Here is a 12,079-nt window from a genome sequence, read left to right as displayed (position 1 = left end):
TCAGTGACGCGCCAGGCAGGACAGCAAGTAATGCCGACGTGTATCACCCTCAAGGTTCATCGCAGTTGCATTCACCTGGCATTGCTTGTGCGCAGCGTGGGTTTGGGGTGGTGCCAGCAGGCAGCCATTGAGGTAATACTCGCGCGTATCGCCTTGCAAATTCATGGCCGTGGCATTGACCTGGCAGGTCTTCATCACATCCGCCTGGTCTTCCTGCGCTGCCTCTGCCAGATTGTCATGGACTGGCGCAGGCTGCACACCTGTTTTGCCAGCACAGGCTGGCAAGGTGAACATCAGCGCCATCAACAGGCCGGATACGCCCAGCCATTGAGACGAGCGGGTTTTGCTCTTGCAGTCGGTATTGTTCATATTGGCTTTCTCCATAGTAAAAGTGCCTGGCAAATCTGCTGTCTGCCTAGCGCACTGTCAGTCAATCTTACGCTCATTGCACTTGCCGGACACCCCTGAATTGAGTACCGTGAGTGCCTTTCCGCCGCAGGCATTTGTCTTGAATAACTTGTCTTTATTTACCTCCGCTGTTGATGATAACGCTGCCACTGAAGCCTTGCCTGCAGCCTGGCTGGCCGCAGTGCCTGAGTTGCAATCACTGTATGACGATATCCAGAGCTCCCTGGCTGGGGTCAACGATGTCAGGCCCAGGCGCGGTCTGTGGTTTGAAGCCTTGCGCCAGATGGCACCCGAGCAGGTGCGCGTGGTATTGCTGGGGCAAGACCCTTATCACAGCGAAGACCGCGGCATACAGCAGGCTCATGGCTTGTCGTTCTCGGTGCCGGATGGTGTACGGCCACCGCCATCGTTAAGAAATATGCTCAAGGAATTGCAGTCCGACCTTGGACTGACACTGGACAGTGGCAATTTGTTGCCATGGGCAGCACAAGGTGTGCTGTTATTGAATGCCTCGCTGACCACCATAGGCGGCGAGGCAGGCGCACATGCCAGGATTTGGCAGGCATTTACCCAGGCGCTGATGCGCTACCTGGGGCAGCGCAAACAACCGCTGGTGTTCATACTCTGGGGCAGTCATGCGCAGAAAGTAAAGCCGCTGATAGCGCCGCAACATGTGGTCATCAGCGCGGTACATCCCTCGCCGCTATCCGCGCATAGAGCTTTTTCGGTAGCCAGCCTTATAGCAAGACCAATCAGCCTTGAAGGCGCTGGGGCAGCCGCCCATCAACTGGGGGCATTAAGCATTAAACATTAAGCCTCAGTCATCATTCCGGCTTGGTCTGAGCACGTGATTGCGGCACCCGGCGCAGCTTGGTGACATCATAGCCATAGCCTTGCACTAGGTCTTTCAGGCGTTGATATTCAGCTTCTTCCAGCTGCGGTTTGCGCGCCATGATCCAGACGTAATCCAGCTTGTCTCTGGCGATGATGGTGCTGGAATAATCCGCTGCCAGATAACTGATTTTGTATTGCGCCTTGATTGGCCAGATAAACTGCATGCCCCATAGCGCATTGCCATGACCTTCCACCACAAAGCCGCGTGGCCTGTAGATTTTCAACGGGCCTTGCGGGGTATCTGCATTGAAGGTGAAGGTGGTGGCGATGGTTCCATCTGGCTTCAGCTCGTAGGCTTCAACCGCATTATAGGAGTCGCCATCTACCCAGGTGGGGATATGGGCAATCACATACCAGCGCCCCATAAAGCGCTGCAAATCCACATCCTTGGCCAGCGGCAGCACGGGATGACTGGCACAGGCCACCAAACTCAGGCTGCCCAGCAGGGCGACAATACGGCTACGATGTTTCATGATGGCTCCTTTATGAGCGTGGCAGCTCAAGGTTGGCAACGGAAAAACTGAACTGGCCTTAGCGTGGTTTGGGCGGCCAGGGGATAAAGGCACTGGTGCGTTTTATATAATCGGCATAGGCAGGCCGCCGTTCATGGATGGTCTTCTCCGTCAGACTGACGCCGCTGACTTTAAGCAGCAACAGCGTTACCAGCAGCGGACTCAGCACGCTCCACCAGGCGCCAGCCGCCAGTGCCAGCAGGTAAAAACCCCACCAGGTAAGTGCCTCACCAAAGTAATTGGGGTGACGTGACCAGGCCCAGAGTCCGGTATCCAAAACCTGGCCTTTATTTTCTGGCTGGCTGCGGAACTGCGACAACTGCTGATCAGCCACGGCTTCAAAGCTGATGCCCGCCAGCACCAGCACTCCGCCCAGCCAATCGAGGAAATTAATGTCTGCTGGCGACTGCACCGCAGCCACCAGCGGCAGTGCAATCACCCAGCCAGCAGCAATTGCAGGCCGAAGATGATGTAAAGGCTTTTCAACCAGAAATGCGGCGAGTTGTTGGCGCGTATGCTGCGGTATCTATGATCCTCAGGCTGGCCCCAGTTGCGTACGGCCAGATGCAGGGATAAGCGGCCTCCCCACAGCCCCGCCAACAGCAGCACCAGCCACAGCCTGGGGTGAGTCAGGCTTTGTTGCAGCGCCACATAGAAAGCGGTGAGGAAGATGTAGCCCGCCCACATCACATCTACCCCGTGCACATTGTGTTTATAGACACTCCACAACCAGCCTAGGATCATGAATATCGCCAGCGGCAGCAAGGCATGCAGCCAGGGCCACCAGTAGGCCCAATCAGTGAGCAAAGGCTGAAACTGGTTCATGCTTGCTCCCTCGCCTGCTCGGCTTTAGCTTTACCATTTTGACCAATACCATTTTGAACCATGCCATCAAAACGTTTGGCCAGTGCGATAGCCAGCGGAAACGCCACTGCCCAGGCGCAGCTATCGCTAGCAAACTGGCTTCCTGCGGCAGGCGTATGGCACCTAGCTGCTGTCCAGCGTAATAAGCCAGCGGCCCGCCCAGGGCACCAAAGACCACTTGTAGCCCAAGCGAGCTACGCGCCCAGCGCAGAGTGACGTTGAGAGTAGTGCCAAACAATAGCCACAGCATCAGCATCCAGGGTGGCAACCAGCCAGGCGGCATGCCGACATAAGGAAAACCGACAAATCCCAGCGACAGCAGGGTTTGATCCAGCACCAGACCTAACACCAGCAAAGCCAGTAATAAGCGCGCCTCCTGCCATTTTTGGTATGCATGGCTCATATGCCAGATCAGCACTGGCGGCACTACCAGAAACGCCAGCCAGGGCATGTCCTGGGCCGCGCCATAGGCGCAGAAAAACCAGCTCAGCTGGAACATCACCAGGTTATAGATGATGTGGCGGCGACTGAGGGGATGGGTTTCCGGCATGCTGTTTCAGCCCGGCCTTTAGCCAGTATGCTTGCTGAACAGGTAATGGCTAACCCACCACTCCTGGCCTTGATGGTAGCCAAACAATTCGGCGCAGGACATAAAGAAGATACGCCAGCGATTGAACCAGCGCTGAGCGTCAGCGCCATAGGTTTCCTGCATCAGCTCCATGATGATGTCGGCATTGGCGTCCATGTTTTCCAGCCAGGCATTGGCGGTTTTTTCGTAATGCCTGCCATCCCAGCGCCATTGCTGTTGCAACTGCAAATCCTGCTGGAAATGCAGCGGCAAGGCATCGCTAGGCATCATGCCGCCAGAGAAAAACAAATCGCTCATCCAGTCATCCTGGCTTTGGCTGACAAAGGCATAAGGCGTTTGCCTGTGCACAAAGATATGCATGAAGAATTTGCCATCAGGCCTGAGCCAGTCGGCCACCCGGCCAAACAACTGCTGGTAGTTGCGCATATGCTCGAACATTTCTACCGATACCACACGGTCATACTGACCATCGGGCTGGAAATCATTCATATCGGCGGTGATGACATGGATGTTGCGCAAGCCGCGCGAGGCCGCGGCTTCTTCCAGATGCTGGCGCTGGGAGTGCGAGTTGGAAACGGCAGTAATGCGGCTATGCGGAAAATGCGCGGCCATGTAGAGCGTGAGCGAGCCCCAGCCACAGCCCAGTTCCAGAATATGCTGGCCGTCATGCAGATCGGCATGCAGCGCGGTCAAGGCCAGCGCCGCATCTTCAGCAGCGCCCAGGTCATTCAGCGGTAAGGAGTCTGTGCCCCAGTAGCCACAACTATATTTGAGCTGCGGCCCCAGGCTATGGCGGAAGAAAGCGCTGGGCAACTCATAATGCTGCTCGTTGGCGCGCTCGGGCAGCAGCGCAATCGGCGCAGTGCGCATTTCAGCAATAAAGTCCTGTTGCAGCGTGGCGCTGGCCTCACAATCTGCAACCTGGATTTCTTCCAGACGATTTTTCAGCAAGTGGCGAATACCAGCCCGTATCAGGGCATCCGGCATATGGCCTTGCTCACTCAACTCAATAGCGTATTTAATCAGCTGCATACCCTGCCTCCGCTCTGATGCAGCCCAGGTTTAGACTGGCTGCAATCCGTTAAAACAAGTGGTCACTATCGCGGCCACGATTTCATCATCCGTCAATGCCCCACCCATCTTGAGAAAATCCGTCACCGGGTCACAAGGCCGGGCATAGATGGTGTACAACACCACTTCACCTGGTAATGCTGGGTTGAGCTGACCTGCGGCCTGCGCCGCCAGTATCCATTCGCCCAATATCTCGGTGAGCTTTTCCAGCCGCTCAACATAGGCTGGTGCTTGGTCATGAACTCATGCGTACTTGAGCGCGTAGAGGGCAAGCTCGGCATACGCCCTTCCAGATGTTCACGCACGCTCCAGGCCACCAGCATCTTGAGGTTATCCAGCGGCGCATCCGGTTTGGCGCGTTCTGTCACCACATCCAGTGAACGCTGTACCAGCCTGGTCATGGTGGCGGCCGCCAGCAATTCCTTGGAATCAAAATGCTTGTAAAGGCTGGCCTTGGAGATGCCGACTTCCTGGGCAATCTCATCCATGGTCATGACGTCAAAGCCCTTGCGGGCAAGAAAACTATCCACTGCATCGAGAATGGCACTCTCACGCAGGGCAAATTGCCTCTCTTTGAGGCTGGGTTTAGCGCTGGTTTCCATTACTGCTCATTTTGTATCGTGCTTTTCATTAAAACTTGTCATTAACAATTGCGCCCAGTTGGAATTACGCCCAGTAGGGACTCAAATCCATGATGCCAGTATAAACCAACTAGTAACTTTGTAAACTGATTAGTTTCCATTTTAAACTTTTATGTTATATTTCATACCAACAAGTAATTAACTGAATGTCTGTCATGCCAGAAAACCAGGTTTTTCTCGCCAGCCATACCCCTTATGAGGCGACCGCATGGACACCCAGCGGCTCGGGCATCCTGACCTGGAGTGTATTCTCCATCTACCGCGCTACCCTCTGGAGCGTGGGCAGCCTCACTGTGTCCGAGCAAGGCATCAGCAACCCCAGCTTTGCGCTGCAATTTGAATACCTGCGCAATATCAGCGCCGACTACATCATTGAAGCCAGCCAGCGTGAAATGCTGCGCTTGGGTTTGCACACTGACGCCAACATCCAACGCTGGATATTGGCCATGCGCGGGATTATTCCCGACACCAGCCGTGGTGATCTGCTCTGGATAGTGTTTACACCCGGCCAAGGTGTGCGTTTTCTCAGTCAGAAGTTTGCCCAATCCGAGCTATTGGGCGAGATTGCAGACGCCGAATTCTGTCTGGCCTTGGCTGATATCTGGTTTCACCCTGATTGCCACAGTGCAAAACTCAGGCGCTCACTGTTGCAGGAGGACGCCGCATGAGTAAGCAACGCATCGCCGTCATAGGCTCAGGCATTTCCGGCCTTGCCTCGGCCTGGCTGCTGGCGCGTGAGCATGAGGTGGTGCTGTATGAGGCAGGGTCTTATTTTGGCGGTCACAGCAATACCGTTGATGTGACGCTGGATGGCATTACTGCCCCGGTAGATACCGGATTTCTGGTGCATAACGACCTCACCTACCCCAATCTGGTGGCATTGTTCAAGCATCTGGGGGTTGCCACCCACACCAGCAATATGAGTTTTTCGGTGGCGATTGAAGCCCAAGGCCTGGAATGGGCGGGTAACAATCTGGATACCGTGTTCTGCCAGCGGCGCAATCTGCTGCGGCCACGTTTTCTCTGGATGCTGCAGGACATCCTGCGCTTTAACCGCCAGGCCGAGCATTACCTCGCCAGCATCAGCGATGAGCGCTATACCCTGCGCCAGCTGCTAGATCAGCACGGCTACAGCCAGGCCATGCGCGAGTGGTATCTGCTGCCCATGGCTGCTGCCATCTGGTCCAGCAGCATGAACGATATCCAGGATTTTCCGGCGGCCACCTTCCTGCGTTTTTGCCTCAACCACCGCCTGCTGCAAATCAACCAGCGCCCGCCCTGGAAAACCCTGCCGCAAGGCGCTCGCAGCTATGTCAACGCCATGCTGCAGACTATTCCTGATGCCAGGCTGAATTGTCAGGTTAACCATATAGAACGGCAGGCACATGGGGTGGTCGTGCACAGCAATGTAGGCAGCGAAAGTTTTGATCAGGTAGTGCTCGCCTGCCATGCGCCCACGGCTTGCCAGTTACTGGATTGCAGCGCGGAAGAAAAGCGCATACTCGGGGCCTTCCGCACCCAGCCCAACCTGGCAATACTGCATACCGATGCCGCTTTACTGCCTGCCAACCGCAAAGCCTGGGCCGCCTGGAACTACACTATGCCAGTGCGCCATAGGCCGCAATATCCAGTGACAGTGAGTTACCTGCTGAATGAATTGCAACCCTTGCCCTGGCGTCAGCCTGTGATCGTCACGCTTAATCCGCATGTCAGCTTGCGTGAGGGCAGCGTGATTGCCGAGTTCGAGTACGCCCACCCCTTGATGAATGCCCAGGCCATCATGGCCCAGCGCGAATTGAACCTGATACAAGGCAGGCAACGCACCTGGTTCTGCGGTGCCTGGACAGGGTATGGCTTCCATGAGGACGGCCTCAAATCTGCCTTACGCATGGCACGCGCCATGGGCATCAGCCCACCCTGGGATGCCGTTTATGACTGATGCCTGGAGTGAAACATGACAGGCCATATAACAACCAGCGCGCTTGAGCTTGGGCTAGGTGAAGTCATGCACAGGCGCTCGCGCCCGGCCAGCCACGGCTTTGTCTACCCAGTGTTTTGCCTGCGCATTGCCGTGCGTCGCTTGCAGCAGATCAAAAGCCATAGCCTGTTTGGTCTCAATCGCTGGCGACCACTGGCGTTTTACAGCCGTGATCATGGTGATGGCAGCGGCGACTTGCTGGGCTGGCTGCAACAACAAGTGGCCAAAGCCGGGCTAACATTGCCTGCTGGCGAAATCTGGTTGCAGGCGTTTCCACGCGTATTGGGCTATGTTTTCAACCCGGTAAGCTTCTGGTATCTGCACGCCAGCGATGGCAGCCTGCGCATGATCATGGCCGAGGTCAACAATACCTTTGGCGAGCATCACCAATACCTGCTCACCGCAGACGAAGACCAGCCCATAGATGCCAATACCCGCCTGGTCTGCCGCAAGGCATTCCATGTCTCGCCCTTCTGCGAAGTCACAGGCTATTACGTGTTCCGCTACCTGGGTGCCGGGCAGTCCCATGCCATGGCGGTAGATTATTTCGAGGACAAGTTGCCAGAACAGCCCCTGATTGCCACAGAAATCCGCGTGCAAACCCAGCCTGCCAGCCGCCGCAATCTGCTGGGGGCCTGGGCTAAAATGCCACTGCTGACCCTGGGCGTGGTCTGGCGCATACACTGGCAGGCGCTGCGGCTATGGCTTAAACATATCCCGTATCACAAAAAACCAGCCCCCCCAGGTGCCTCCTTAAGCTTTAATCAGAGAAAGCCTGGTCATGAAAAATAAAACCAGCCCTACCTTGTCATCCAGCGCCCAGCCTGAGCGTAACCTTGCTCTCAACCCAGACATCAGCCGCAAGCCTGCGGGCAGCAAACATCTGCCTTGGTTTGCCCGTGGCTTGCTGAGCCTGTTTTCCCGATTGCAACAAGGGCATTTACAGCTGCAAACCCCCACAGGTGAATGTCATGAATTTGGCCAGAGCCATGCCACACTGCGTGCCAGCCTAGTCATCAAAGATTGGCGTGCCGCAAGATTGATCCTGATGCAGGGTGATGTAGGTTTTGCTGAAAGCCTGCGGCTGGACTGGGTTCACAGCCCAGACCTGTTAAGCCTGTTCCGCCTGGCGCTGCAAAACCAGCAAGCCCTGGAATCTGCCATCCATGGGCGCTGGTGGGCATTGCTGTTGCGCAGGTTTGGCCATCTATGGCTCAACAACAATAGCCGACGCGGCAGCCAGCGCAATATCAGCGCGCATTATGATCTGGGCAATGTGTTTTACCGTCTCTGGCTTGATGCCAGCATGACCTATTCAGCCGCCTGGTTTGGCCAGCAGCCCGAGCAGACCTTGCAGCAGGCACAACAGGCTAAATATCAGCGCATACTTGATCTGCTACAGGCCCAGCCTGGGCAACGCATACTGGAAATTGGTTGTGGCTGGGGCGGATTTGCTGAATATGCCGCCAGCCAGGGCATGCATGTACACGGCATCACCATCTCTCCAGCACAACTGGAGTTTGCCCTGCAACGCATCAAAACACAGGGCTGGTCATCCCAGGTGACGCTGGAACTGCGCGACTACCGCGACCTGACCGCGCAAGACGGCAACTATGCCAGATACGACCATATAGTCTCAATAGAAATGCTGGAGGCAGTGGGCGAATCACACTGGCCCAGCTATTTCCGCATCCTCAAGCAATGCCTGAAGCCAGAAGGCCGCATCGTCATCCAATCCATAGATATCGCTGACAACTTCTACGCGCACTACCGCAGCAGTACCGATTTTATCCAGCAATACATATTCCCCGGCGGCATGCTGCCCAGCCCTGCCGTGATCCAGACTCAAGTGCAGCAGGCAGGTTTACAGGTGCGCGAAAGCCATGGATTTGGCCAGGACTACGCCCGTACATTGCAACATTGGCACCAGGCTTTCATGGGCCAGCTGGACGACATCAAGGCCCTGGGCTTTGATGCAGCGTTCATACGCCTGTGGGAGATGTATCTGAAATACTGCGAAGCAGGATTTATCGAGGGCAGAACCGATGTCAAACTCTGGTTACTCAAGCATTGAGCATAGTCGCATGGCTATGCGCACCCTCCTGACCAAGCTGCTGATGGCCAGTTTGGTGTTACTTGCGGGCTTGCAGCCGCTTGCGGCCGCTGAAACTGCCCCTGATTTTATTCAAACCGAGCTAGGCCCTGGCAGCCAATTGCTGGGCAGTGGCACCTTGCGCTGGTTTGGCATACGCGTTTATGACGCCAAGCTCTGGGTGAGCAATGGGCGCTATCAGGCTGACCAGCCCCATGCGCTGCAACTGATCTATGGTCATGATTTCCGTGCGGAAGAACTGGCGAAAGAGGGTGGCAAGCAACTACGCAAACAAGGCGTGGATGAAGCGCGCAGCCTGCGCTGGCAAGCGCTGATGCAACAGGCGTTTACCGATGTTAAAGCAGGGGATAGCCTGACTGCCGTCCTGCGCGCGGATCAAAGTTTGGCTTTTTACAGCAATGGCAAGCTACTACTGTTATTAGTGATACGGAGTTTAGTCAGCATTTTTTGGATATCTGGCTGGGGAGCAAGACTACGGAGCCTAAGCTGAGGTTGAAATTGCTGGGGCAGGAATGAATGTTGATAAGGCGCTAGGGGCTAGAGCTTGGCGTGTTTCTGTATGCGGGGAAATGGGTGACACATTGGCTTGCTTGATGCCTCTGTGACAGAGATAGATTGGGTGGTCTTGACTCTTGCTAGCGCTGGCGAGAGTTCTTGTTTCGCCTTGCCGGGCGACTTACTTTCTTTTGCTTCGCCGAAAAGAAATGTAAGCAAAGAAAAGGCGACCCGATTCCTGCGTCCCGGCTACGCCGGGCAACCTGCGTTGCTCCCAGTTTCTGGGGTCTTGCTCAAACTCGCTTACGCTCAAACAGTCGCAAGCCCTTAATCCAGAAACTGCTGCGCTACTCGGCGCACTCAACGGGAGCAAGGTCAAAAGCCAGGGGTTAAGTACTAGCCATGGAGTGTGAGACAAGAGATATATCGGCAGCATGGCTGTGGTGCAGACAAAGCTAAGCGCACTTACTTAAGCACTACTCTAGCTTGATCCGGAGTCTTTGACTTTCCTTCCCGTTTAGACCCGCCGAGTAGCGCAGGGTTTATCGGATCAGGGCGCGCGACTGTCTGAGCGCAGCGAGTTTGAGCGTGACCCCGATAAATCCGAGCAACGCAGGTTACCCGGCTGTAAGCCGGGGCGGGGATATCCGGGTCGCCTTTTCTTTGGTGATCTTTCTTTTGGCGAAGCAAAAGAAAGGCACTCGCCCGGCAAGGCGAAACAAAACCTCTCGCCAGCGGTAGCAGGGGTCAATGCAACTAAACCCCCCTTCTATAGCGAATTGAACGCAGCTTCCCGCAATCACGAACGCAGCGGGAGACCCAATCCTCCCCAGCCTCTTCCCTCAATAACTAATGCCTAAGCGCTGCCCACAACACCAACAACAAAGCCATCAACGCCAGAACTGCCCCCACTACCATCACCGCCGTATAACCCAAACCAGCCCCCAGTGTCGCTGCCCCCAACGCTGCTCCCAAAGCATTCCCCAGATTAAACGCGCCAATATTCACCGAAGAAGCCAAGCCCGGCGCTTCTGCCGCCGCACGCATCACACGCATCTGTATAGGTGGCACCACAGCAAAAGCGGCTATGCCCCAGATCAGCAGGCTGAAAGCAGCGCCGATCTGGCTGCTGGCCAGCCAGGGAAAGCTCAATACGCTGATACTGAGCAGCAGCAGAAAACCCACCAGGGTGTGGGTGATGGAGCGGTCAGCCAGTTTTCCTCCAGTGTGTTGCCTATGCTGAAGCCTATGCCTATCAGCACCAGCATGGCGGTGATAAAGCCTGGTGAGGCCTGGGTGAAGGTGCGCAGGGCAGGGTTGATGTAGGTGTATAGCGCAAACACGGAGCCTGAGCTGAGGACGGTGGTGAATAGGGCCTGCAATACCACGGGGCGGGTTAATACCTTGAGTTCTGTTGCCAGATCAGGGGCCTGGCCTGGCTTGCCTTTGGGCAGGGCGAAGGCCAGGCTGGTGATGGCAATCACACCAAGAATGGCAATGCCGGCAAATGACAGGCGCCAGCCCAGGGTTTCACCCAGCCAGGTGGCGGCAGGTACGCCGCCTATATTGGCAATGGTCAGGCCCATGAACATCGCGGCCATGGCGCTGGCTTGCTTTTCTCTGGGCACCAGGCTGGCGGCTACTACTGAGCCTATGCCAAAGAATGCGCCATGGTTGAGGCTGGTGACGATACGCGCCAGCATCAGTGTCAGGTAATCAGGCGCAATGGCTGACAGCAGGTTGCCGACGGTAAAAATTGCCATCAAGGCCATCAGCGCCTTGCGTTGCGGCCACTTGGCCAGCAGCAGGGACATGATGGGGGCACCTATCATGACGCCTATGGCATAGGCGGAAATCAGCATGCCTGCGGCCGGGATGGAAACATCGACGCCTTGGGCGATGGTCGGCAACATGCCCATGGGGCCAAATTCAGTGGTGCCTATACCAAATGCGCCAACAGCCAGCGCCAGCAAGGGCCAGCGGCTGTTGACGGTGGAGGGGGCAGCAGGGTGCTGGGTACTTGCAGCTTGGGGATGAGACATGGGGTGTTTGAGCAATGCGCAGAATGAAAGGCAGGCCATTGTATGCAGTGCGGCATGCTCAGATAAAGAGGCCGCACTCGACAATACTTTTGCGAAAACCCGAACAATGGATCACAGCCTAGCCCAGCATCATGCATAGCCCTAAGGTGAGGGTGGCAGAGTAGTGACTAGATCTATTTTCCGCAGAAATTTCTGCACTGGCTGCGCATGGTCTGCAAATGCGGATAAAATTCGTTTATGGTTAAAAGCACACGCGTGGTCATTACGGTATTTGATGGACAAACCCTGTCCCCAGGCGCTCAGGCGTTTGGCGGGCTGGTAATGAAGACCATGCCTATCTCCTCACCTGTTGAATTTGACCTTTCCCTGCGGCATATCAAAAGTATTTTCGCTGATCCCCGCTTTACGGTGTTTTGTGATCAGGCTGAGGAACACGCAGTGGTCAAAGGTCTGGACCGTATTACCTTTGATG

At 55.7% G+C, this 12,079-nt stretch carries 15 protein-coding genes; 6 read left to right on the top strand and 9 right to left on the bottom strand.

Going from position 1 to position 12,079, the window contains the following annotated elements; translation table 11 throughout:
* The gene (locus JCM2850_RS18885; protein WP_148301256.1) at positions 1–369 is read right to left on the bottom strand and encodes a PsiF family protein; all 369 of its coding nucleotides are present in this window, start codon (positions 367–369) and stop codon (positions 1–3) included.
* A 109-nt stretch (positions 370–478) separates the two neighbouring features.
* Here JCM2850_RS18885 and JCM2850_RS18880 point away from each other — a divergent pair, with 109 nt between their 5' ends.
* Positions 479–1,222, top strand: coding sequence for a uracil-DNA glycosylase (locus tag JCM2850_RS18880; protein WP_234406230.1), 744 nt, complete (start codon positions 479–481; stop codon positions 1,220–1,222).
* A gap of 10 nt (positions 1,223–1,232) precedes the next feature.
* Here JCM2850_RS18880 and JCM2850_RS11580 read toward each other — a convergent pair whose 3' ends face one another.
* The 6 genes from JCM2850_RS11580 to JCM2850_RS18865 form a co-directional block, all read right to left on the bottom strand.
* The gene (locus JCM2850_RS11580) at positions 1,233–1,775 is read right to left on the bottom strand and encodes a lipocalin family protein (RefSeq protein WP_025872001.1); all 543 of its coding nucleotides are present in this window, start codon (positions 1,773–1,775) and stop codon (positions 1,233–1,235) included.
* Positions 1,776–1,833: 58 nt separating this feature from the next.
* A complete protein-coding gene (locus JCM2850_RS24025) occupies positions 1,834–2,253 on the bottom strand; it encodes a DUF1295 domain-containing protein (RefSeq protein ID WP_369384886.1) in 420 nt (139 codons plus the stop codon).
* On the bottom strand, positions 2,250–2,639 hold the full coding sequence (locus tag JCM2850_RS24020) for a DUF1295 domain-containing protein (RefSeq protein ID WP_369384885.1): 390 nt from the start codon (positions 2,637–2,639) through the stop codon (positions 2,250–2,252). The genes JCM2850_RS24025 and JCM2850_RS24020 overlap by 4 nt, the downstream gene beginning before the upstream one ends.
* The gene (locus JCM2850_RS18870) at positions 2,611–3,228 is read right to left on the bottom strand and encodes a DUF2878 domain-containing protein (RefSeq protein WP_051525389.1); all 618 of its coding nucleotides are present in this window, start codon (positions 3,226–3,228) and stop codon (positions 2,611–2,613) included. Before JCM2850_RS18870 ends, JCM2850_RS24020 begins: the two co-directional genes overlap by 29 nt.
* 18 nt (positions 3,229–3,246) lie before the next feature.
* Positions 3,247–4,299 carry an SAM-dependent methyltransferase gene (locus JCM2850_RS11565; protein ID WP_025872000.1) on the bottom strand — a complete coding sequence of 351 codons (1,053 nt, stop codon included), beginning with the start codon at positions 4,297–4,299 and terminating at the stop codon, positions 3,247–3,249.
* A 122-nt stretch (positions 4,300–4,421) separates the two neighbouring features.
* On the bottom strand, positions 4,422–4,940 hold the full coding sequence (locus JCM2850_RS18865) for a TetR/AcrR family transcriptional regulator (protein ID WP_199898331.1): 519 nt from the start codon (positions 4,938–4,940) through the stop codon (positions 4,422–4,424).
* Positions 4,941–5,134: 194 nt separating this feature from the next.
* Here JCM2850_RS18865 and JCM2850_RS11555 point away from each other — a divergent pair, with 194 nt between their 5' ends.
* From JCM2850_RS11555 to JCM2850_RS18860, 5 genes are read left to right on the top strand one after another with little or no spacing between them, the layout of a single operon-like run.
* Positions 5,135–5,647 carry a chalcone isomerase family protein gene (locus JCM2850_RS11555; protein WP_159105164.1) on the top strand — a complete coding sequence of 171 codons (513 nt, stop codon included), beginning with the start codon at positions 5,135–5,137 and terminating at the stop codon, positions 5,645–5,647.
* Positions 5,644–6,918 carry an NAD(P)/FAD-dependent oxidoreductase gene (locus JCM2850_RS11550; protein ID WP_025871998.1) on the top strand — a complete coding sequence of 425 codons (1,275 nt, stop codon included), beginning with the start codon at positions 5,644–5,646 and terminating at the stop codon, positions 6,916–6,918. Before JCM2850_RS11555 ends, JCM2850_RS11550 begins: the two co-directional genes overlap by 4 nt.
* A gap of 15 nt (positions 6,919–6,933) precedes the next feature.
* Positions 6,934–7,749 carry a DUF1365 domain-containing protein gene (locus JCM2850_RS11545; RefSeq protein WP_025871997.1) on the top strand — a complete coding sequence of 272 codons (816 nt, stop codon included), beginning with the start codon at positions 6,934–6,936 and terminating at the stop codon, positions 7,747–7,749.
* Positions 7,739–9,031, top strand: a complete 1,293-nt coding sequence (locus JCM2850_RS11540; protein ID WP_081775046.1) for an SAM-dependent methyltransferase — start codon at positions 7,739–7,741, stop codon at positions 9,029–9,031. The genes JCM2850_RS11545 and JCM2850_RS11540 overlap by 11 nt, the downstream gene beginning before the upstream one ends.
* Positions 9,032–9,041: 10 nt before the next feature.
* Complete coding sequence (locus tag JCM2850_RS18860) at positions 9,042–9,560, top strand: hypothetical protein (protein WP_051525388.1); 519 nt, start codon at positions 9,042–9,044, stop codon at positions 9,558–9,560.
* Positions 9,561–10,414: 854 nt separating this feature from the next.
* On the opposite strand, the gene JCM2850_RS21975 is transcribed toward JCM2850_RS18860, so the two are convergent.
* Positions 10,415–10,717 carry a hypothetical protein gene (locus JCM2850_RS21975; protein ID WP_199898330.1) on the bottom strand — a complete coding sequence of 101 codons (303 nt, stop codon included), beginning with the start codon at positions 10,715–10,717 and terminating at the stop codon, positions 10,415–10,417.
* Positions 10,714–11,607: an MFS transporter gene (locus tag JCM2850_RS18855; RefSeq protein ID WP_199898329.1), complete on the bottom strand. Its 894-nt coding sequence runs from the start codon at positions 11,605–11,607 to the stop codon at positions 10,714–10,716. Before JCM2850_RS18855 ends, JCM2850_RS21975 begins: the two co-directional genes overlap by 4 nt.
* Positions 11,608–12,079 lie beyond the last annotated feature (472 nt).

It is taken from the genome of Methylobacillus glycogenes JCM 2850 (genome assembly GCF_000617925.1).
GTDB classification, from domain to species: Bacteria; Pseudomonadota; Gammaproteobacteria; order Burkholderiales; family Methylophilaceae; genus Methylobacillus; species Methylobacillus glycogenes.
Note: the sequence above shows the minus strand (reverse complement) of the source record. Positions and strands in the feature narration are given on the sequence as shown.